Below are 19997 nucleotides of genomic sequence, written 5' to 3'. Positions count from 1 at the left end.
AATTGCTAGGGTAGAGGAGAATACATATGTCCAACTGGTTTGAGCAGAGTTTCGGAAACGATTATATGGTTGTTTATAAGCATCGGGATTGGGATAATGCCTACAAGGAAGTACAACTGATGGCGCAGTGGCTCCAGTTGCCAGCTACAGCAAAGGTGCTGGATATTGGCTGCGGCATGGGTCGTCATGCTTTGGCACTGGCGGATTTCGGCTACGAGGTCACAGGGATGGATTTGTCAGAGCCGCTGCTTAGCGAAGCAAGGAAGCATGATGCGTTGCAGCGCGTAACCTGGGTGCAGGGCGACATGCGCCAGCTCCCTTTCGAATCGGGGACGTTTGAGGGGACAGTTAATTTATTTACGTCGTTTGGCTATTTTGCAGATGAAAAAGAGAACGTACAGGTACTGCGGGAAATTCGCCGCATGCTGAAGCCAAACGCGCCATTTCTAATTGATTTTCTGAATCCGGCTTATGTCGAGCGTAATCTCGTTCCGGCATCGGAGCGCAAAGATGCAGAAACAGGCTGGGTCATTCGCGAGCAGCGTAAAATTGAGGATGGTTGGGTTAAAAAGCATATCGAAATTGCTGTAAGCAGCAATGAGGCGGATAATCGCCATTATGATGAGCAGGTTCGCTTATATTCGCTCACGTGGTTTGAGCGGGCTTTCGCCGAGGCAGGCCTTGTGCTGGAGAAAACATTCGGCAATGTCGATGGCTCAGCCTTTGATGAGCTGAATTCGCCGCGCCTCATTATGCTCGGAAGGGCTCTTGCGTAATGGCGGCTCAAGCGGTGCAATGGGAGCATGGACTGCTGCAAGTAAAGCTTCCGCTGCCCTTTGCACTAAAAACGGTAAACAGCTACGTATTTACTGAGCCTGCGGGGGGTTATACGCTTATCGATCCTGGTCTTCGAACGGAGGAGACGCTTGCGGCCTGGGGAGAGGTGTTTGCGGACCATTCGTTTGCGCCAGAGCAAATTTCGCGCATCATCCTCACGCATCAGCATCCCGATCATTACGGTTTGGCGGGCTATTTTGCCGAGCTAAGCGGCGCGCCAGTATTGATGTCAAGGCGCGCCCATAACTATGCCAAACGGTTATGGGGAGAGGGCAGCACGATGACAGAGGAGTTTGCTGATTTATTTGCGCTGCATGGCATGCCGCAGCACGATATAGATGAAATTAGCAGCAACTTTAGCAGCTTTCATGAAAAAGTTTCGCCTCAGCCGCAGCAAGAGCAAATCATTTATATTGAGGCTGGAGAGACGCTTGAGCTTGGCGGTTCGCAGTGGGAGCTGCTAGATGCGCCAGGACATGCCTATGGCCAGCTCTGCTTTTATGAAGCAAATAAACAATGGATGATATGCGGCGATCAGGTTCTGCCGCGCATTACCCCCAATATTAGCATCATGCCAGGTGAGGAGATAAATCCGCTTGGCGATTTTCTGGCAAGTCTGGATCGCTTAAGCGAATTCGAGGTGAAGCGCGCTTTTCCAGGTCATTATGATTCATTTACTACGTTTGCCAGCCGGATCGCCGAAATCAAGCAGCATCATGTGCAGCGGCTGGAGCAAATGCGCATGATGCTGCAGGAGCCGCTCACAGGCTTTGAGGTATGTGAACGATCTTTCGGTGCACGGGTACAACAAAGCCCGCATCAGCACCGTTTTGCAATGGCCGAGACGCTTGCCCATTTGTATGAGCTGGAGCTGTCAGGCAAGATATCGCGAACGGAGCGTGCGGGCGTTATTTATTTTTTTAAATGATAGGGAACGGTCGTTACAACGACGTTTTTGCGGTGCAGCAGCAGGGCGCGAATCATAAAGCTCGTTTGGTTGTGTAAAATATTATGCCAGCCGCGTTTCGGGATAAATTGCGGAATAATAACCGTCACGCGGTAGCTCGACTGGCTTGCCTTGCGCTCCACCGTATCAATAAATTTCAGCAGCGGCTGCATGACAGAACGATAAGGCGAATGCAGCACAACGAGCCGTATGTCCGGCTGCCACTCCTTCCATTTTTCCTCGAACGCCTCGCCTTCCTCTCGCTCAAACGGCACATACACCGCGATAATTTGATTCACTGACAATGACTTCGCATAGGCAATGGAATTATCAACAACATGCGTCATGCCGGCCACAGGCAATATCAATACATTGCCTTCAATAGCCATGGCAGGCTCGCAGGTTGTGAGCCGCAGTTGCTCGCCGACAGCGTTGTAATGCTTTTTAATACGATGAAACACATAAATAATAATCGGCAGAAACACGAGCACAGGCCATACCTGAGCGAACTTGGTCAAAAAGAACATCATCGTGACGATTAGGCTAATGAGCGCTCCTGCCGAATTAATAAGCAGCTTCACGACCCAGCCCTTCGGCTTCTGGCGTGCCCATTTTACGATCATTCCCGTCTGGGACAGGGTAAATGGAATGAACACACCGACTGCATAAAGCGGAATCAAATGCTCGGTCTGACCGCCAAAAGCAATAATCAATAGGATGGACAGCACGCCAAGGCTGATAATGCCGTTGGAATAGCCAAGGCGATCGCCCCTGACCGTAAACATACGCGGAATAAACTTGTCTTTAGCCAAATTCACCGCAAGCAGCGGGAAGGCCGAATAGCCAGTGTTGGCTGCCAAAATCAAAATCAGCGCCGTTGTGCCCTGAATGAAAAAATACATAAAATGCCGACCAAAAGTATGCTCAGCAATTTGCGAAACAACCGTAACTTCTGCTGCCGGTTTAATGCCATAAAAATAGGCCAGAAACACAATGCCAGAGAAGAGAATAGCCAGCAAAATGCCCATCGATGCCAGCGTCTTTGCAGCATTGCGGGGAGCCGGGTCGCGAAAGTTTGGTATCGCATTGGAAATGGCCTCTACTCCTGTGAGAGCGGAGCTGCCAGAAGCAAAGGCACGCAGCAGCAGGAACAAGCTAATGCCTGCAACTGGCGTGCCAATCGGCGTATGCAGCTCAGGCGGCACGTGGCCGGTTACAATGTTGTAAATACCTGCCCCAATTAAAATAAACAGCGCAAGGACGAACAAATACACCGGATAAGCGAGAATGGATGCCGACTCGGTTACGCCCCGCAAATTCAATATCGTAATTAAAATGACGAAAATAACAGCAATCAACACATTATGCTCATGGAGGCTGGGAAATGCCGATGTGATCGCATCGGTTCCAGCGGAGACGCTGACGGCTACCGTCAATATGTAGTCTACTAGCAAGGAGCCGCCTGAAATTAATCCAGGGAAAATGCCGAGATTTTCTTTGGAAACGACATACGCGCCCCCGCCCTGCGGATAGGCAAAAATAATTTGCCGATAAGACAGGATGAGCGCCAGCAGCAAAATGAGCACGAATGCGGCAATGGGGATGGAATACCAGAACGCAGCAGCGCTTACCGTTATTAACACAATTAAAATTTGTTCGGGTCCATAGGCAACGGAGGATAGAGCATCCGATGAAAGGATAGCCAGCGCCTTCAGCTTGTTCAGCTTCTGATCGCCCAATTCATTGGATTTGAGCGGCCGTCCGATTAAAAGCCGTTTTAAAAAAGTCATCATTTTAGGTCACCGCCAGCTGTTAGTCGTAAAAGTAAAAAGCATTTTTGCAGAGCACGTTATTGCTACTATCTCCTGTTATAAGTTATTTCACCATGGAAAAAAAAGCTGCATAATCTCTCCGCATGATCATAGTCCTCCAGCATGCTGTTTGTAAAATCTCGTTTTCAGCTGAAAAGAGGCGGAAAGGTTCCCTTTTGACCGTGTAAGCGATTACAATCAATTGCTGTTTAGCGGCGCGAGGTGTAGCTTGCGGTAGGAATGATTATTGCCTTATTTTCAAAAATCATGATTTGAAATCATCCTGTATGGTTGCTCTTTTATTTGCTTTGAGGGGTTATCCCCTCAGCTCAGAAAAGTTAATATGCATAGGCAAGCCCAGATTCTGAGCTAAGGGGGTAACAGCGTAAAGTAAAAAATATAGCGGACATTATTTCATGGCTAAGCTTGTAAAGCTGAAAAGAGAATGCTGGGTGGTTGAAGGCAGAAGGGGGATATGAGGTGTTTCTAAAGGGTACATCTGCCCTTTAACGGGCTAGTCGCTAGTCATAAAATAGGCGCCGTGTCTTGGGTAAGACGCGGCGCCTGTTCGTTAAATATCCGACTTTAATCGAGCGGGGGATTAGTTGCTCCTTCACGCTCCGCTTGCTTACGATGGGCAATGCGGCTTGCGGCTGAGGCTGCAATGGCACCGATAATATCATCGAGGAAGGTGTGGACTTCACCGCTCGATTTATCGTTAAGCTTTTTCAAAATGCCGGGCTTCAGCTTGTCAATATAGCCGAAGTTTGTGAAGCCGATACTTCCATATACATTGACGATGGACAGGGCGAGAATTTCATCGCAGCCGTACAGTCCTTCATCGTTTTTGATCATTTCCTGAAGCGGCGGCAGCAGCTTGCCTTCCTCGGCCAGCATATCGAGCTGGATGCCAGTGAGCACTGCATTTTGTACCTCGCGCTTGGATAGAACGGCGTCAACATTTACGATGCATTCATCGATCGTTAGCTCAGGAAAATAATCCTTTTGCAAAAAATGCACGAGCTGGGCCACGGCGATCTTCGTAATGCCGCGCTTAACAAGCCACTCCTCCGTCGCCTCGGCAACCTTGCGGCTGTTCAAGCTGTATGGTTGTGGTGTCGTCATCTTGGTGTCCCCCTTATTGGATGTAATTTTGTGGACAAAACTGGTCTAAAACGGGGAAGGGCTCGTATACATATTACTACAAAATGAGAGTTGTACAAAGCCGCATGCGGCAAAAATCACTAGAGGAGGAAAAAATAAAATGGTTCAAACGAAATGGATTCGCCTTGCCGCGATAAGCGGTGTTATGGTTGTGCCTCTGCTGACCGCAGGGTGCGGGCTTTTTTCAACAGAGACAAGCAAGGAGATTGACCCGCCTCAGACGGAATCAACCAACGTTATTGACGGTACGAATACAGGACAGACAAGCAGCGTAAAGCCGCAAGGGGAAGAAACGCAATTGACCGTCTACTTGGAGGACAAAAACGGGTATCTTGCACCAATCTCGCTGCTTACGACGCTTGGCGGCAAAGAAGCAGCCGGGCAGAAGGCGCTGGAAATGATGGTCGATGGCGGCGCTTATGCGAGCCAGTTGCCGGAAGATTTTCAGGCGGTGATTCCACAGGGTACTCAAATTAAGTCCTACCATGTTGATCCGCAGTTGAAGCTGGCGACAGTAGAGTTTTCCGCTCCTTTTGCAGATTATACGGCAACGAAAGAGCGGGAGATCGTTGAAGCGATCACGTGGACGCTGACGGCGATGACAGGAATTGAAAAGGTGGAGCTCTGGTACGAGGGAAGCAAGCTGAGCGAAATGCCGGTTGATGGTTTCCCGCTGGACCGTCCGCTTACTCGCTCAGTCGGCATTAATCTGGAAACAGCGGATGGCGTCAGCTCGGCCTATTCAACACCAGTGACGCTGTATTTCTCCTCACAAACGTCCAACGAAGAGCAATATTATGTACCCGTTACAAGGCTGATTGCAAGGCCCGAATCGACGGTGAAAGCAGCGGTGGAGGAGCTGATAGCCGGTCCGCTTAACCGCAAACAGTTGAATGGTGTGATGACGAATGACATTCAGGTTACAAGCATAGAGCAAAAGGATGATACCGTAATGGTGGATCTTCAAGATACCGCATATGAGAGCGGCCAAAATGCCCCAGCTGAAATGCTGCAGGCTGTTGTACTATCTGTGACGGAGAATACAGGGGCAGCCAAAGTTCAAATCCGGTTGAACGGCGAGGCGAACGTTGTGGATGATCAAAATACTTCTTACAGCGAGCCAGTCGGCAGACCGCATCATGTGAATGCAATGAAGTCATAAAAGTATAATATAGGCAATGGGATGGAGCCTGATGTGATGGCTTCAGGGCAAGGAGAGGGCGTATATGCGCCCTCTTTTTGCGGTTTCGGATGCTTTTCTAGTTTTACTTTGGTAAAATGGGTAGTATTGTGTTGAAACATAGCTAGGGGGCTGCATGACGATGAGAACAGATGGACGTCAAACAAATGAGCTGCGACCGGTTACAATTACGGCCGGCGTAAATAAATATGCGGAAGGCTCCGTCCTGATTGAGGTCGGAGAAACGAAAGTTATTTGTACAGCAAGTGTGGAGGAGCGTGTGCCTCCTTTTATGAAAAATCAGGGAAAAGGCTGGATTACGGCGGAATATTCGATGCTGCCCAGAGCAACCCATTCGCGCAATCATCGGGAATCGGCTAAAGGAAAGCTGACAGGCCGTACAATGGAAATCCAACGTCTCATTGGCAGAGCTTTGCGATCTGTCGTGGATTTGCAGGCGCTGGGGGAACGAACGATTACGCTGGATTGCGACGTTATTCAAGCAGATGGAGGTACGCGCACGACCTCGATCACGGGCGCTTTTCTCGCGCTTTGTTTGGCAGTAAATAAATTATCCACGAACATAACGTTTACAAAATATCCGATAACGGATTATTTGGCTTCTGTGAGCGTTGGCGTTATTCAGGATCAGTCGATGCTTGACCTTGCTTATGACGAGGACTCCAAGGCGAAGGTGGACATGAACGTCGTGATGACGGGAAGCGGCCAATTTGTGGAGCTTCAAGGTACAGGGGAGGATGCGCCATTTTCACGCAAGGAGCTGAGTGAGCTTCTAGAGCTGGCAGAAGGCGGCATTGCTGAGCTGATTGCTAAGCAGCGCGAGGTGCTTGGGGAAGCAGCGGGGCTGATCGGAGGAGGAGCAGAGAAATGATGGAGCTGAGCAGCGAGATCATTCTGATTGCTACGAAAAATGAGGGCAAGGTCAAGGAATTTGCCCATGCCTTCGCCAAGCTTGGCAAGCGTGTAGTCAGCCTGAATGAATATCCGGATTTTGCGGATATTGTGGAGGATGGGGATACCTTCGCGGCAAATGCGCGAATTAAAGCGAAGGCGGCTGGCGATGCGTTTCAGGTGCCGGTGCTCGCCGATGATTCCGGCTTGAGCGTAGCGGCGCTTGCCGGTGCTCCTGGTGTATATTCAGCCAGATATTCTGGCGAAGGGGCTACGGACAGCTCCAATAATGCAAAGCTGCTTGCTGAGCTGAACCGTTTGGCGCAGCCAGAAGCAGCTGAGGCGCTGGAGGATGGCACAAGGCTGCTGAGCCGTGCCCAATTTGTATGTGTGCTGTCGCTGTATGATCCAGCGACAGGCGAGTTTATGGAAGCCGAAGGAACGGTTGACGGTTTTATTATGGATAAGCCGCGCGGTGCTGGCGGCTTCGGCTATGACCCGCTGTTCTGGCTGCCAACGCTTGCTCGCGGCATGGCGGAGCTGTCCAAGGAAGAGAAGCAGCAGATCAGCCATCGCGGAAATGCGCTGAAGGAGCTTTTGCCGAAGCTGGTATAATTTAGAGTGCATAGGGTTTATCCAAATGTAGATCAGCTTTCAGCGCAGTAACAATAAAGCCTTCGTATCCAAGGTGTAATCTGGATTCGAAGGCTTTTTTTATATTTAACTATTCGGCTTGCTTTTTCCTGACAGACTTTAAAAGCCTTTAGGAAATGACGGCGATAAGGCGTTATTTTGATTCAACCTCGTATTGTGATTACTTAATGGTAATGCCATACTGCTTCAGCCACAGATTCGTTTGATACAAATAGGCGAACAGCTGAGGGCCGGACATTAATTGGCCGAACCAGGGAATATTGGAGCTGGCGTCAGCGGACTCGGCGAGCTCGCGCACTTTTTTAACATCAATGAGCGGCAGCAGCGGGGAAGAGGAATCGTTTAATACGTCAAGCAGCAGCCCTTTGACAGCGGCCAAATAATTCGGATTATGCGTCTTCGGATAGGGGCTTTTTTTGCGTGTCAGCACGTCGTCTGGCAATACGCCGCGGAGCGCCTTGCGTAAAATGCCTTTTTCGCGGTCACCGGATGTTTTTATATCCCATGGAATATTCCATACATACTGCACGAGCCGGTGGTCGCAAAATGGGACGCGCACTTCAAGTCCCGCAGCCATGCTCATACGGTCCTTCCGGTCCAGCAGCGTTGGCATGAAGCGGGTAATGTTGAGGTATGACATTTGCCTCATTTTTCGCACAGCTGCGCTTTCGCCGTCCAGATGCGGCACTTCTGCAACCGCTTGGGCATAGCGGTCGCCGATATAATCAAGCGGCTTAATCCATTTTTCTACATCCGGAGCGAGCAGACTCGCGCGCATATCAGAGGCGAGCGACCATGGAAAGGTGGACGCATTCAGCGCATCCTCGCGGTGGAACCATGGATAGCCGCCAAAAATTTCATCGGCCGCTTCACCAGAAATGGCGACGGTCGCTTCTTTTTTGATTTCACGGCAAAACAATAGCAGCGAAGCATCGACGTCCGCCATGCCTGGCAGGTCACGGGCGAAGGTGGCATCGCGCAAAGCGGCTACCAGCTCCGGCGTATCAAACTGCACCGGGTGATGGATGGTATCAAGGTAGGTGGTCATCCGCTCGATCCATGGGGCATCGCTGTTCGGCTGAAAGGCATGAGCCTTAAAATGCTTGGCATTATCCGCATAATCAACGGAAAACGTATGGACGTTTCCTTGTCCGGTCTGCTCATAATATTGCACCGCAAGCGTCGTCAAGGCGCTGGAATCCAGTCCGCCAGACAGCAGGGTGCACACCGGGACATCCGACACGAGCTGGCGCTCGGTCGTATCACGAAGCAGGTCGCGGACATGCTCGGCCGTTTCTTGTACATTTTCCGTATGGGGCGAGCTTTCGAGGCTCCAATATTTTGTTCGTCGGATCCCCGCTTGAGACACCGTCATGCACTCTGCTGGCAGCAGCTCGGTAATATGCTTATAGACGCCTTGACCGGGGGTTCTCGCAGGGCCAAGTATAAACAGCTCGGCAAGCCCTTCTGCGCCAACCTCTGGCAGCACGTCAGGATGGGCCAAAATCGCCTTTGGTTCTGATCCGAACAAAAATAGTCCGTTTGCCTGACTGATGAACAAGGGTTTGACGCCAAGTCTGTCACGGGCCAAAAAAAGCTCCTGCTCCTCCACATTCCATATCGCAAAGGCGAAGATGCCATTAAAGCGTTCTACGCAAGCTTTGCCCCATTCCATAAAAGCATGGAGCAGCACCTCTGTATCGCATGTCGTTGTAAATTTACTTCCAGCGGCCTCCAATTCCTTGCGCAGCTCTCCTGCGTTGTATAACTCGCCATTATAGACGATGACAAATAAATCATCATCTTCGGTGCGCCGAATCATCGGCTGGGCACCATTTTCCGGATCGATAACGCTGAGCCGCCGGTGTCCAAGCGCACAATGCGCTGATATCCATGTGCCAGAGGCGTCAGGGCCGCGAAGCTCAAGTGTTTTTGTCATTTTTTCCAAAATGCTGCTGTCTTGGGTCAGATCGCGCGTCCAATCAATCCAGCCGGTTATTCCACACATTGCCCTCATCCCTCTCTTTGCAGGACTCCAGTCGCGATAATAATAGTCATATGCTGAAAAAAGGCATAAAATGTCTGTCCATCAGGGGAAGCTAGGGATGGCGGCGCGGCAAGCAGCTGTGTTTACGGCATAAATTCGGAAGGGAGTGTCAGCTTGCAAATGAGACAAGGCGATGAATTGGATCAAACCCGCCGAAAATATTATGTATCCGTCCAGGCTGGGCAAATTCTTGAGGATCAAGGCGCTGCAGCCTATGAGCTGGAGATTATGGCAAACGAACGGGAGTTTATCCGCTTGCAGGAGCTGTTTGAGGAGCTTTCGAGCATGGATGAATTGCAGACGTTCCATTTTGCCAAAACGCCGTTCAGCCCAGCCAGTGATGAAGAAATGAACTACGGGTACGATTCGTTAATCGTTCAAATTTATCGGCTGCTGCATGAATATGGCACAGAATCAACGAAACACCATGTTGAGCAGATGGGGCTGCCGCTTCACGAGGCCACGATGGGAGGGGGAGCAGAAGATGAGTCAATCACCCAAGGATAAAAGCCTAAAATTTGACGTGAACCCGAAGTTTGCCGAGCAGGTTGTCGATAAAAATCCCAAGCATGATGCGCAAAATAACCCGACCGGCAAACGTCGCGGCAATCAAAGATAAGCTATTTTTGACGTTAGCTGGCTAAAGACTACATGCGACTACTTTTTATAATCTAAATAGCGAATGCTTTACTGCGTCGCCTTACAGATTCGTCAATACGCGAACCGATAAGGCGCTTAAAATGCGGTAAGCATTCGCTTTTTATTTGATTAAGTAGATCTTGTACTATCATTTGCTCAAATATGGAATTGATTAACAAGAGGAGTGGACAGGTATTGAAACCTGTGGGTGTAGAGGGTAAACTTACCAAGAGAGATTGAATGATTGCATATATCCATGCAGCAAAGCGCACGGTCGTGGCAGCTTTGCTGCAGTTCGTTTGTAGAATATGGAGGGGGGAGTTTTTAAAACGAGCAAGCAGCATTCTTCTCTACTACTACTGATTTATAAGGAGTCCAAATGAAAAAAATTAGTGCTTTACTCATGTCATTATTTGTAGCTTTTTCCCTATTCACTCCTGTACATGCGGCTGAGAAGCCAATAAGCGTCGTTATTAATGGCAGCGAAGTCAAGTTTGACAATTTTGAGCCTGTTATTGAGAAGGGCAGCACGCTCGTGCCAATGCGTCCGATTTTGGAAGAGCTTGATGCGAAGGTTGTGTGGAACAAAAGCACGCAAACGGTAACCGCTACCAAAGAAGGCGTAGATCTGTCGCTGCAAATTGGCAACAAAACGGCTACGGTCAACGGCGAGAAAAAACAGCTTGAAGTAGCTCCAAAAACAATCAAAAACGTAACGTACATTCCGCTTCGCTTCATTGGCGAGGCAACTGGCTATCAAGTAGACTGGAGCAAAGCGCTTCGCACGATTACCTTTACGGTTAAGGTTAATGCCGAAGGCAGCAAAGGCTTCCTATGGAAAGTAGAAAAAAATGGAAATGCAGTTTACCTGCTTGGCTCGATTCATGTGGCGAAAGACAGCATGTATCCGCTTCGTCCGGAAATTGAAGAGGCATTCAAAACAGCACAGCATCTGGCGGTAGAGGTTGACTTGACAAAGCTTGATCCTGCAGCCTTGCAGGCTTATGCAAACAAACTGGGTACTTACTCGGATGGTACGACGCTCAAGGATCATATCTCGGCGGAGACCTATGCAAAAATTACAGCTCTGTTGAAAGCGAATAAATTGCCGGAAAATACCTTTGATCCTTATAAGCCATGGATCGTAACACAAACCATTACTGCGATGGGTATGCAGGGTACTGGTTACAATACTAGCAATGGCATAGATCTTTATTTCACAGAAAAAGCGAATAAAGCGAATGTTCCTGTCATTTCTCTTGAGACAGCAGAGGGTCAACTGTCCATGTTTGAGGGTTTTTCAAAAGAATTGCAGGAGAAGCAATTGGTTCAAACTCTTGATGCAGTAAGCCAGCCAGCAACTTCGGAGCCTACAGGCATCGATGCTTTAACCGATATGTGGGTAAGTGGCAGCGACGATGTACTCGTTGCATTGACAGCAGAAGTTGAAAAAGAGCCTGAATATTACAATGCTTTGATTAAAGACCGCAATGTTGGCATGACGGATCAAGTAAAAGGATTTTTGAACGGCACTGATAAATCGACTTATTTTGTAGTAGTAGGTGCATTGCATATGTTGGGTCCTGACGGTATCGTGACGCTGCTTGAGAAAGATGGCTTTACCGTTGAAAGACAGTAGTAAATCGTTGCTATAATCGAATGATTTAGGAATTAAAGACACCATTTCTCCCGTTAATTGGGGAAGAAGTGGTGTCTTTTCTTTTTGTAAGTGAATAATGAATGCTATAATTCGTAAAATTTCTTTATTTTTTTAAAATAATCTTTTACTTGCGTGGCATTGTTGTAATATACTTCAATAAGCAGGAAGCATATAAACTGAAGGGATGTTTGCATTGAAGAAAATAGTATTTTTTATCCTTATGATTTCGTTATTTATTCCAAGTGCTGCAACAAGTTATGCAGCAGAAGGGAAATGGAAAGTATATTTGGATGGTACAGAGCTGTCATTCAGTAATTCTCCATTTGTTAGTGAAGGCACTACACTTGTGCCCTTCCGCAATTTGTTTGAAGCATTAGGGGCAACCATTAGCTACAATGGCAAGACGAAAACGATTAATGCGAAAAAAGATAATACAGAAATTATTTTAACGATTAATAATCCAGTAGCTTATTCTAATGGGGCATCCTTTAAATTAAATGTAGCTCCTAAGGCGATATCGGGTGTAACATATGTGCCGCTTCGTTTTGTAAGTGAAACGTTAGGCTATGGCATTGAAGTGAAAAGCAAAAAAATATATTTGAATGCTGGTAGTACAACGACGGAAACTCCTGCTCCGACAACTACGCCGGCACCTACTCCAACTCCAACTGATCCTGCTAAAACGCAAGATATGACGATTGAACAAATAGGCGAGCTGTCCGATCGGGTTGTGTATATTGAGGTAGTTGATCAAAATAATAAAGCAATCGCAAGCGGAAGCGGCGTTATTGTCGGATCAAAGGGCGAAATTATAACCAATTATCATGTTATTGAAGGCGCTCATAAAGCGGTTATTTATACAAGTGATGAAGTGAAATATGTATCCAGCACTGTTTTAAATGCCGATAAGGATAGAGATCTGGCTTTGATCAAAATAGATTCGTCTAATTTGAACTTGCCAACCGTTACGATTGGGGATTCCTCCAAGCTGAAATTGGGCGAATCTGTCGTGGCAATCGGGTCCCCGCTTGGCTTCACCAACTCGCTTACTTCAGGCGTTGTTAGTACGAAGAACAGAACGGTTGACGGCCAAAATTATATCCAAATTTCTACGCCTATCGATCATGGGAGCAGCGGTGGAGCCTTGTTTAACTTGAAAGGCGAGCTGGTAGGCATTACAACTGCGCTTGTAGAAAGCTCTGCAGCCATCAATCTAGCTATTCCTTCTACAGATGTGAGCACTTTTTTGAAAAAGCCTCAGCAATCTAAATCTTATACTGCGGCTGCGCCAGGAGAATCAACGTCTGGGAATACTACGCTAGCTGCCAAAGCGGACGAAATAGAGGAATATTTAAATGAGGAGTATGGCTACTTTACCTACGAAGGCTTGGAGCTGGAATTTGAATGGTTCACTACGCTTTCCTCAGATAAGAAAAATATCTTAATTGGCGGGGCCATAACTGATACGGCGTCCTATTCGAGCCTGATGAAGCTTCAGAAGAAGGATGATACGTCTCTCCCGTACATTGTGCAATATATAGCTGAGGATTTGTATGATAACTTAGATGTCGCCAATTCCTTTTTTGGATTATATCTTGATACTTATTCGAAGACCTACCCTAGTGCTTACCCGGCTGAAGCTATTGAACGTGAAGGGTCGGGCTATCGGGTCTTTAATAATTTCATGATTGCTATTGTGGATTACAATGAGCGGGAAATGTATTACACATTAGACCCTTATACGGATGATGATCTTATAACGATCCAGATTTAATGGACTGGAATAAAAGCCTGGGAAGATAAACTGTTGAAAAACAGTTTGTTCCCGGGCTTTTTTATTTTTTCTATATATGGTAATTGATACATACCACCAAATTTTATAAAAGTTAGCAAGAAACGCGATTGCTATAGGATAACAGTTATAATTGATCTGTATTTTCGAAAAAATTCGAAATGCAAAATCCCCGCAAACACTGGTGTACCAGCGTTTGCGGGGATTTTCTGATTTATTAAAATAATACTTATTTGTTTAGGGAACGTCCCAGGAGAGATTCGAACTCCCGACCGACGCCTTAGAAGGGCGTTGCTCTATCCAGCTGAGCTACTGGGACACGTAAGAATGAGTATAGCATGGCAGCCTGTATTTACGCAATAGGCAATTTTATGTTTCTGCTTGAAAATACTTGGGTAAAAAAGCCACATGAATTAATATACACATTTTCAATGTGCAGGGCAAGCTTTTTTTATAATTATGCTGTCGGATAAACGTATATTTTTATATTGCTCGCTTCCGTGGTATAATCTATCGCAAGCAATGGACAGATGAAGCTGGAGTTTGACCGACAAGGTGGTGGTACCATTACAACTCCCAATGACTCGCATAATGAAGGCACAGGAAAAAACGTGTATTTGTTCCCGCGAATGTTGGATCAGTATCAAATTCAATTGACCCGGATGCTTGAAGCCGAGCAATATGGTGAAGCCAAGCGGCTGCTGCAGTTCCTGCTTTCCTGCAAAGGCGAGGACGAGCGCCACTATGAGGAATGGGAAAGCTTGCTTTCCTGGCTCGATATGGCTTTTCCGGAATATCGCGTTCCTGGTGAAGAGGAGGCTTTAAATCCAGCAGAGCAGGAAGCCGATGAGCAAGCGATACGTGAAGATCTGCTCAATCCTGCTGAGCAGGATGAAGGTTATGTGAAACAGGTGCTCTACATTATGAAGCATCACCCGATGATTGATCAGCAGATTTTAGCGCTGGAACGGGCGGTATTCATTCGGGCAACCGAGGTGGATGATATCATTTCACAGTGGCTCACCACAGCATCAGACGTTCATCCTATCGTGCAGTTCAAGGCGCTGCAATGCTTGCGCAAGCGAGGAGCGACCGGACGGCTCGTTATGGAGCGGCTAGGCGAGCAGGCAGAGCTGGAGATTGACGCGACGCCGCTTGCAATGGATGATTTTCCACAGCCCGTCAACCGCATTTTGGAGCGTGTGGAGAGCATTACGGAGGCGGATGATCCATCGCTTCCACATTTTGCGAGAGAGCTTTGGAAAGACAGTCTGCAATTTTTATACGGCACGACCGCTTACACATGGATGCTGCGGGATGATGAGGAGACGGTGGATTGCTACGCAGGAGCGCTGCACCAGACTTTGTTAATTACCGTATACGGCACCGTCAATGATGATGATATTCGAGATACATACGGCATTACAGAAGCACTTAGATTCCGTTACGAACAGGCCTGCCGGACGCTTCGTCAGGTGGCCGTTGTACAGCAACCAGGGGATGAAGATCCAGAGCCTTGATTAAAAAGCTCAATACTATTATAATAGAATGGTTTATGAAACGTGAAATCTACGGATGTATGCGTATTTTTGGAGGGGAAAGCATAAAATGAAAGCAACTTGGGAAAAAATAGACAAGAACCTCATCTCTATTGATGTTGAGGTTGGTGCTGAGAAAGTAGCAGTAGCACTGGATGAGGCGTTTAAGAAAGTCGTTCAAAAGGTTAACGTTCCTGGATTCCGTAAAGGTAAAGTTCCACGGGGCATGTTCGAATCGCGCTTTGGCGTAGAGAGCCTGTATCAGGATGCAATCGACATTTTGCTGCCTGAAGCTTACACAAACGCAATCGAAGAAAACGATCTTCAGCCGGTTGACCGTCCTGAAATCGATGTTGAGCAATTTGGCAAAGGCCAAACGTTCAAATTCAAAGCTAAAGTTATCGTTAAGCCAGAAGTAGAGCTTGGCGAGTACAAAGGCCTTGAAGTTACAGCTGCAAGCACAGAAGTTAGCGAAGAAGAAATCACTGCTGAACTGGAGCGCCTACAACAACGCCATGCTGAGCTGACTGTTCTTGATGAAGGTTCAGCTGAGAACGGCGATACAACTGTCATTGATTTTGACGGTTATGTAGATGGAGAACAGTTCGAAGGCGGTAAAAGCGAAGGTTATTCGCTGGAGCTGGGCTCGAATTCCTTCATTCCAGGCTTTGAAGATCAAGTAGTTGGTATGCAAATCGGTGACTTCAAAGATGTTGAAGTAACGTTCCCGGAAACCTACCACGCTGAAAACCTTGCTGGTAAGCAAGCGATTTTCAAAGTGAAGCTGCACGAAATCAAACGCAAAAGCCTGCCTGCTCTTGACGATGAGTTCGCTAAAGATGTCAGCGAATTTGATACGCTTGAAGAGTACAAGCAAGATCTTGCTGGCAAGCTGAAAGAAAAGAAAGCTAAAGATGCAGAGCAAGCGCTTGAAGTTCAAATCGTTGAAAAAGCAAGCGAAGCTTCGCAAGTGGAAATTCCTCAGCCGATGGTTGATACTGAAGTGGATTTCATGCTTCGCGATTTCGAAAACCGTCTTCGCATGCAAGGCATGACGCTGGACCTGTACTACCAGTTCTCTGGCCAAGACGAGTCCGTGCTTCGTGAGCAAATGGCAGGCGATGCAGCTAAACGCGTTCGCAACAACCTGGTTCTTGAAGCGATTGCTAAAGCAGAGGGCATCGAGATTACAGACGAGGATTTGACAGCTGAGCTTGAAACACTGTCGACTTCTTACAACCGTCCAGTTGAAGAGCTTCGTGAACTGTTCACGAAAAACGGCAACATCGACAGCCTGAAGCAAGATGTTCAACTGCGTAAAACAATCAAGCTTTTGAATGACAACAGCAAGATCGTTGAAGCAGTCCAAGAAGCTTAATCAATCAACTGAATATAAGCATTAACCTGAGAATAAGGCACGTCTACCCACGTGCCTTATTTTCAAACTACATAATGGTACATTTAAGCGCGGGGCAGTTCTCCGTACATATCAAGCATCGCCGTTCGCATAAGGTAGTAGTGAAAAATGACAGTGAGCTTTTGGCGTGTTACAATAAAGTTGGAAATTAAGCCATAAACGAAAAGAGGTTGGTCGGATGAATCTGGTACCTATCGTAGTCGAACAAACGAATCGCGGGGAGAGGTCTTACGATATTTACTCGCGTTTGCTCAAGGACAGAATTATATTTCTCGGAAGTGCGATTGATGACGATGTTGCAAACTCCATCATTGCACAGCTGCTTTTTCTAACGGCCGACGATCCTGAGAAAGACATCCATCTGTACATCAATTCCCCTGGCGGTTCCGTTACGGCTGGCATGGGCATTTTTGATACGATGCAATATATTAAGCCGGACGTGTCTACGATTTGTGTAGGTATGGCTGCGAGCATGGGTTCCCTTCTGCTGACAGCGGGAGCCAAGGGCAAGCGTTTCGCGCTGCCTAACAGTGAAGTTATGATTCATCAGCCGCTCGGCGGTGTAAGAGGTCAGGCAACGGATATTAAAATCCATGCCGACTGGATTCTTAAAACCAAGCATAAGCTGAATAATATTTATGTGGAGCGTACCGGCCAGCCCTATGATAAAATCGACCGCGATACAGATCGCGATTATTTCCTTAGTGCACAAGAAGCGCTTGAATACGGCTTGATCGACAAGGTTATTACCACGCCGATATAAGATTTTGAAGAAGGGGTGATTCCATGTTTAAATTCAACGATGAGAAGGGCCAGTTGAAATGCTCATTCTGCGGCAAATCGCAGGAGCAAGTGCGTAAATTGGTTGCCGGTCCCGGCGTCTATATATGCGATGAATGTATCGAGCTCTGCACGGAGATTGTAGAGGAAGAGCTAGGTCATGAAGAAGAGCTGGACCTGAAAGACATTCCGAAGCCGCAAGATATTCGCGGTATTCTTGATTCCTATGTTATTGGACAGGAATTTGCTAAGAAGTCGCTTGCAGTTGCGGTTTACAATCACTACAAGCGCGTAAATTCACAAAGCAAAATCGAAGACGTTGAACTGCAAAAGAGCAACATTTTGCTTGTTGGCCCTACAGGCTCTGGTAAAACGCTGCTGGCGCAGACGATGGCTAAAATTTTGAACGTTCCTTTCGCAATTGCTGACGCAACTTCGCTTACTGAAGCGGGTTATGTGGGCGAGGACGTTGAGAACATTTTGCTCAAGCTTATTCAGGCGGCAGATTATGACGTTGAGAAAGCAGAGCGCGGAATTATTTATATCGACGAAATTGATAAGGTGGCTCGTAAATCCGAAAACCCTTCAATTACGCGCGATGTATCGGGTGAAGGCGTGCAGCAAGCCTTGCTGAAAATTCTTGAGGGTACGGTTGCCTCTGTACCGCCACAAGGCGGTCGCAAGCATCCACATCAAGAGTTCATCCAGATTGATACGACGAACATTTTGTTTATTTGCGGTGGTGCTTTCGATGGCCTGGAGCAGCTAATCAAACGTCGTATCGGCAAAAAAGTGATCGGCTTCAATTCTACTGGCGAAGTACAGAAGGATTTGAAAGCGGGCGAATACTTGTCGATGGTTTTGCCGGAGGATTTGCTCAAATTCGGTCTTATCCCCGAGTTTGTCGGCCGTCTTCCTGTTATTTCGACTTTGGAGCCGCTTGATGAGCCGGCATTGGTACGGATTTTGTCCGAACCGAAAAACGCACTCGTTAAGCAATACCAGAAGCTGCTGGAGATGGACAATGTAAAATTGGACTTCGAAGAAGGCGCACTGGAAGCAATTGCTAAGGAAGCAATCAAGCGCAATACAGGTGCCCGCGGCCTTCGTGCTATTATTGAGGGCATTATGCTTGATGTGATGTATGAAATTCCGTCGCGCGATGATGTCAACACTTGCCTCGTTACGGAGCAGGCAGTTCGGGACAAAATTATGCCTGAACTGACAGCGAAGAAGGGCAAGAAGAAGGAAGAAAGCGCCTAAATAATATTCATCACCGTCACTGTTCCACCCGCTGGGCGGCTTCATAGCTCGCATCAAGAGGGTGGACTTTGACGTTCATGGGAGAGATCACTGTATGTACACACGTAAAGATACGGTGCCTGTCAGAGTCGGTAACTTGACGATTGGCGGCAGCGACGAAGTCATCATTCAAAGTATGTGCACGACCAAAACGGCAGACGTAGAGGCAACTGTTGCGGAAATACTTCGGCTCGAGGAAGCGGGCTGTCAGGTCGTTCGCGTGACCGTCAACAATAAGGAAGCGGCGGAAGCGATTAAGGAAATAAAGAAGCGGATTCATATTCCTCTTGTTGCCGATATCCATTTTGATTATAGGCTCGCGCTTGCTGCAATTGAAAACGGCATTGACAAGGTTAGAATCAATCCCGGCAATATTGGCCGCCGCGAGCGTGTCGAAGCGGTCGTTAAAGCTTGCAAGGAAAAAGGTATTCCAATTCGCATCGGTGTAAATGCCGGCTCCTTGGAAAATCATTTGCTGGAGAAATACGGCTATCCGACGCCTGAGGCAATGGTGGAGAGCGCTTTGTTCCACATTGGTATTTTGGAGGAGCTAGATTTCCATGATATTATTGTGTCGCTCAAAGCTTCCGACGTTCCTATGGCTATTGCCGCTTACAAAATGGCGGCGGAGAAGATCCGTTACCCGCTTCACCTTGGCATTACGGAAGCAGGCACGCTGCATACGGGTACGATCAAAAGTGCTGCCGGCATTGGTGCGCTGCTGACGCTTGGCATTGGTAATACACTGCGTATTAGCTTAAGCGCTGATCCAGTGGAAGAAGTAAAGGTAGCTCGGGAGCTGCTGAAAACATTTGGACTTATTACGAATGCGGCAACGCTCGTCTCATGTCCAACTTGCGGCCGGCTTGATATTGACTTGTTCACTATCGCCAATGAGGTCGAGGAATACATTTCGAAAATCAAGGTGCCGATCAAGGTGTCGGTGCTTGGCTGTGCCGTCAACGGTCCTGGAGAAGCACGTGAAGCAGATATCGGTATTGCGGGAGCTAGAGGCGAAGGGATGCTGTTCCGTTACGGAGAGCTGGTTCGCAAAGTTCCTGAAGCTGAGCTGCTCAGCGAGCTGAAGAAGGAAATTGATATTATCGTACACGCTTTTGAAGAAACAGGAGAAATTCCTGGCCGCAAGCATCATACGCCTGCCTTATAAACATGGCCGTGCTGTTGTTCATGTGAACGACGGCACGGTTTTTTTGAAAATATAGGAAAATATATGGTGTTTCCATCCTTTCTCTATATTTCTACATTTATAAGTTTTTTATAAATCAGCTTCAATTACACCGCGAAACGGGCGTTGCCG

Annotated in this window: 17 protein-coding genes and 1 tRNA gene; 14 read left to right on the top strand and 4 right to left on the bottom strand. The window is 47.6% G+C overall.

Annotation, left to right across the window (positions count from 1 at the left end):
- The first annotated feature begins 26 nt into the window (after window positions 1-26).
- Both ACSR9A_RS29185 and ACSR9A_RS29180 read left to right on the top strand, forming a co-directional pair.
- Window positions 27-776 carry a class I SAM-dependent methyltransferase gene (locus ACSR9A_RS29185; protein ID WP_473761854.1) on the top strand — a complete coding sequence of 250 codons (750 nt, stop codon included), beginning with the start codon at window positions 27-29 and terminating at the stop codon, window positions 774-776.
- The gene (locus ACSR9A_RS29180) at window positions 776-1765 is read left to right on the top strand and encodes an MBL fold metallo-hydrolase (RefSeq protein WP_473761851.1); all 990 of its coding nucleotides are present in this window, start codon (window positions 776-778) and stop codon (window positions 1763-1765) included. Before ACSR9A_RS29185 ends, ACSR9A_RS29180 begins: the two co-directional genes overlap by 1 nt.
- Here the strand turns inward: ACSR9A_RS29180 and ACSR9A_RS29175 are convergent.
- Together ACSR9A_RS29175 and ACSR9A_RS29170 are read right to left on the bottom strand one after the other, a co-directional pair.
- Window positions 1750-3576, bottom strand: a complete 1827-nt coding sequence (locus ACSR9A_RS29175) for an APC family permease (protein ID WP_473761849.1) — start codon at window positions 3574-3576, stop codon at window positions 1750-1752. The genes ACSR9A_RS29180 and ACSR9A_RS29175 overlap by 16 nt on opposite strands.
- A gap of 603 nt (window positions 3577-4179) precedes the next feature.
- A complete protein-coding gene (locus ACSR9A_RS29170; protein ID WP_473761847.1) occupies window positions 4180-4719 on the bottom strand; it encodes a phosphatidylglycerophosphatase A family protein in 540 nt (179 codons plus the stop codon).
- Window positions 4720-4858: 139 nt separating this feature from the next.
- Here ACSR9A_RS29170 and ACSR9A_RS29165 point away from each other — a divergent pair, with 139 nt between their 5' ends.
- From ACSR9A_RS29165 to rdgB, 3 genes are all read left to right on the top strand, one after another.
- Entirely contained in the window at window positions 4859-5920 is a 1062-nt protein-coding gene (locus ACSR9A_RS29165; RefSeq protein WP_473761845.1) for a GerMN domain-containing protein, read from the top strand.
- A 160-nt stretch (window positions 5921-6080) separates the two neighbouring features.
- Window positions 6081-6830, top strand: coding sequence for a ribonuclease PH (rph, locus tag ACSR9A_RS29160; protein WP_473761842.1), 750 nt, complete (start codon window positions 6081-6083; stop codon window positions 6828-6830).
- Window positions 6830-7465, top strand: a complete 636-nt coding sequence (gene rdgB, locus ACSR9A_RS29155; protein ID WP_473762374.1) for an RdgB/HAM1 family non-canonical purine NTP pyrophosphatase — start codon at window positions 6830-6832, stop codon at window positions 7463-7465. Before rph ends, rdgB begins: the two co-directional genes overlap by 1 nt.
- A gap of 199 nt (window positions 7466-7664) precedes the next feature.
- Here the strand turns inward: rdgB and asnB are convergent, their stop codons facing one another.
- Window positions 7665-9512, bottom strand: a complete 1848-nt coding sequence (gene asnB / locus ACSR9A_RS29150) for an asparagine synthase (glutamine-hydrolyzing) (RefSeq protein ID WP_473761840.1) — start codon at window positions 9510-9512, stop codon at window positions 7665-7667.
- A 159-nt stretch (window positions 9513-9671) separates the two neighbouring features.
- Between asnB and ACSR9A_RS29145 the strand changes: the two genes are divergently transcribed.
- From ACSR9A_RS29145 to ACSR9A_RS29130, 4 genes are all read left to right on the top strand, one after another.
- Window positions 9672-10058 (top strand): hypothetical protein, encoded by a 387-nt coding sequence (locus ACSR9A_RS29145; RefSeq protein WP_473762373.1) that lies wholly within the window; start codon window positions 9672-9674, stop codon window positions 10056-10058.
- Window positions 10036-10170: a hypothetical protein gene (locus ACSR9A_RS29140; RefSeq protein WP_257790761.1), complete on the top strand. Its 135-nt coding sequence runs from the start codon at window positions 10036-10038 to the stop codon at window positions 10168-10170. The genes ACSR9A_RS29145 and ACSR9A_RS29140 overlap by 23 nt, the downstream gene beginning before the upstream one ends.
- A gap of 399 nt (window positions 10171-10569) precedes the next feature.
- Window positions 10570-11829 carry a TraB/GumN family protein gene (locus ACSR9A_RS29135; protein WP_473761837.1) on the top strand — a complete coding sequence of 420 codons (1260 nt, stop codon included), beginning with the start codon at window positions 10570-10572 and terminating at the stop codon, window positions 11827-11829.
- Between the two features lie 214 nt (window positions 11830-12043).
- Window positions 12044-13624, top strand: a complete 1581-nt coding sequence (locus ACSR9A_RS29130) for a trypsin-like peptidase domain-containing protein (RefSeq protein WP_473761835.1) — start codon at window positions 12044-12046, stop codon at window positions 13622-13624.
- 263 nt (window positions 13625-13887) lie between these two features.
- Here ACSR9A_RS29130 and ACSR9A_RS29125 read toward each other — a convergent pair.
- Window positions 13888-13961, bottom strand: a tRNA-Arg gene (locus ACSR9A_RS29125).
- 211 nt (window positions 13962-14172) lie between these two features.
- Here ACSR9A_RS29125 and ACSR9A_RS29120 point away from each other — a divergent pair.
- The 5 genes from ACSR9A_RS29120 (at window position 14173) to ispG (ending at window position 19847) form a co-directional block, all read left to right on the top strand.
- Window positions 14173-15162 carry a hypothetical protein gene (locus ACSR9A_RS29120; RefSeq protein ID WP_473761832.1) on the top strand — a complete coding sequence of 330 codons (990 nt, stop codon included), beginning with the start codon at window positions 14173-14175 and terminating at the stop codon, window positions 15160-15162.
- 88 nt (window positions 15163-15250) lie between these two features.
- A complete protein-coding gene (gene tig, locus ACSR9A_RS29115; RefSeq protein ID WP_473761830.1) occupies window positions 15251-16558 on the top strand; it encodes a trigger factor in 1308 nt (435 codons plus the stop codon).
- Window positions 16559-16775: 217 nt separating this feature from the next.
- Window positions 16776-17360 carry an ATP-dependent Clp endopeptidase proteolytic subunit ClpP gene (clpP, locus tag ACSR9A_RS29110; protein WP_056039867.1) on the top strand — a complete coding sequence of 195 codons (585 nt, stop codon included), beginning with the start codon at window positions 16776-16778 and terminating at the stop codon, window positions 17358-17360.
- A gap of 23 nt (window positions 17361-17383) precedes the next feature.
- On the top strand, window positions 17384-18640 hold the full coding sequence (gene clpX, locus ACSR9A_RS29105; RefSeq protein ID WP_046229405.1) for an ATP-dependent protease ATP-binding subunit ClpX: 1257 nt from the start codon (window positions 17384-17386) through the stop codon (window positions 18638-18640).
- Window positions 18641-18734: 94 nt separating this feature from the next.
- The gene (ispG, locus tag ACSR9A_RS29100) at window positions 18735-19847 is read left to right on the top strand and encodes a flavodoxin-dependent (E)-4-hydroxy-3-methylbut-2-enyl-diphosphate synthase (RefSeq protein ID WP_473761827.1); all 1113 of its coding nucleotides are present in this window, start codon (window positions 18735-18737) and stop codon (window positions 19845-19847) included.
- Window positions 19848-19997 lie beyond the last annotated feature (150 nt).

This window comes from Paenibacillus sp. R-74696 (assembly GCF_055814915.1).
Note: the sequence above shows the minus strand (reverse complement) of the source record. Positions and strands in the feature narration are given on the sequence as shown.

Excerpts from the sequence above, each read along its gene's own strand:
- ACSR9A_RS29185 (WP_473761854.1), top strand. The coding sequence starts at position 27 with ATGTCCAACTGGTTTGAGCAGAGTTTCGGAAACGATTATATGGTTGTT.
- ACSR9A_RS29180 (WP_473761851.1), top strand. The coding sequence starts at position 776 with ATGGCGGCTCAAGCGGTGCAATGGGAGCATGGACTGCTGCAAGTAAAG.
- ACSR9A_RS29175 (WP_473761849.1), bottom strand. The coding sequence starts at position 3,576 with ATGATGACTTTTTTAAAACGGCTTTTAATCGGACGGCCGCTCAAATCC.
- ACSR9A_RS29170 (WP_473761847.1), bottom strand. The coding sequence starts at position 4,719 with ATGACGACACCACAACCATACAGCTTGAACAGCCGCAAGGTTGCCGAG.
- ACSR9A_RS29165 (WP_473761845.1), top strand. The coding sequence starts at position 4,859 with ATGGTTCAAACGAAATGGATTCGCCTTGCCGCGATAAGCGGTGTTATG.
- rph (WP_473761842.1), top strand. The coding sequence starts at position 6,081 with ATGAGAACAGATGGACGTCAAACAAATGAGCTGCGACCGGTTACAATT.
- rdgB (WP_473762374.1), top strand. The coding sequence starts at position 6,830 with ATGGAGCTGAGCAGCGAGATCATTCTGATTGCTACGAAAAATGAGGGC.
- asnB (WP_473761840.1), bottom strand. The coding sequence starts at position 9,512 with ATGTGTGGAATAACCGGCTGGATTGATTGGACGCGCGATCTGACCCAA.
- ACSR9A_RS29145 (WP_473762373.1), top strand. The coding sequence starts at position 9,672 with ATGAGACAAGGCGATGAATTGGATCAAACCCGCCGAAAATATTATGTA.
- ACSR9A_RS29140 (WP_257790761.1), top strand. The coding sequence starts at position 10,036 with ATGAGTCAATCACCCAAGGATAAAAGCCTAAAATTTGACGTGAACCCG.
- ACSR9A_RS29135 (WP_473761837.1), top strand. The coding sequence starts at position 10,570 with ATGAAAAAAATTAGTGCTTTACTCATGTCATTATTTGTAGCTTTTTCC.
- ACSR9A_RS29120 (WP_473761832.1), top strand. The coding sequence starts at position 14,173 with ATGAAGCTGGAGTTTGACCGACAAGGTGGTGGTACCATTACAACTCCC.
- tig (WP_473761830.1), top strand. The coding sequence starts at position 15,251 with ATGAAAGCAACTTGGGAAAAAATAGACAAGAACCTCATCTCTATTGAT.
- clpP (WP_056039867.1), top strand. The coding sequence starts at position 16,776 with ATGAATCTGGTACCTATCGTAGTCGAACAAACGAATCGCGGGGAGAGG.
- clpX (WP_046229405.1), top strand. The coding sequence starts at position 17,384 with ATGTTTAAATTCAACGATGAGAAGGGCCAGTTGAAATGCTCATTCTGC.
- ispG (WP_473761827.1), top strand. The coding sequence starts at position 18,735 with ATGTACACACGTAAAGATACGGTGCCTGTCAGAGTCGGTAACTTGACG.